This is a genomic window from Stenotrophomonas maltophilia group sp. RNC7 (genome assembly GCF_030910085.1).
GTDB classification, from domain to species: domain Bacteria; phylum Pseudomonadota; class Gammaproteobacteria; order Xanthomonadales; family Xanthomonadaceae; genus Stenotrophomonas; species Stenotrophomonas sepilia.
Genome location: NZ_JAVFVN010000058.1, coordinates 1 through 700 on the forward strand (window position 1 = coordinate 1; position 700 = coordinate 700).

At 64.4% G+C, this 700-nt stretch carries 1 protein-coding gene; it reads right to left on the reverse strand.

Annotation, left to right across the window (positions count from 1 at the left end):
• The coding region (locus RCF13_RS00390) for a TIGR03752 family integrating conjugative element protein (RefSeq protein ID WP_308140689.1) at positions 1 to 700 on the reverse strand (700 nt) is incomplete at both ends.

The following is a 700-nucleotide window of genomic DNA, read 5'->3' on the forward strand; positions in this document are numbered from 1 at the left end:
CCTGCACGGTGGTCGACCTTGCGGCCTTCGGGGTCGTAGTCGATGGCGAGTGGCTTCTCAAGGTGGACGGCAACCTTGGCGCCTGGTTGCACGTACACCGCGGCAAATGCTTGCCCGTAGAGCTTGTTGACCCAGCTCGACATCTCTTGGACACCGCCTGCCAGGATCCGGCCAACCGCTTCCTGACCGGTGATGCCGACGGTACCGATCGAGCCATCGGCGCCGACGTAGGACGAGCGGCCGCTGTCGGATTCGATCAGCGAGGCGGCGCCGGCGCCGGCGGCCGTGATCAAGGCCTGGGTGCCCAGGTATTGCTGGGCATTGCTGCGGCGCTCGCCACTGACGCAAGGAATACCGTGCGGGTCGCTGATCCAGCCCAGGCCATCTTGCTGGTTGTTGTTTTGCTGATTGCCGTCACGGTCTTCGGGGATGGTACGGATCGTGCCGTCGTTGAAAACGAAGGTGATGCTGCGCACTTGGCCGCGAACGCACGAGAGCGTCCAATCGCCGGCTGCGGTACCGCTGAACACGGCGCCGGCCACGTCCGGAATGTCGATTCCGTTGGCGGTCAGATTGTCCGGGCCGACCACGACCTTGAACGGATACGGATCGTTGACGGTGCCATCGATGGGCACGCGGCCGATCAGTGCCGTCATCGCCACCGAGCCCATCAGCGTCGAGTTGGTCGGCACGGTGTAGA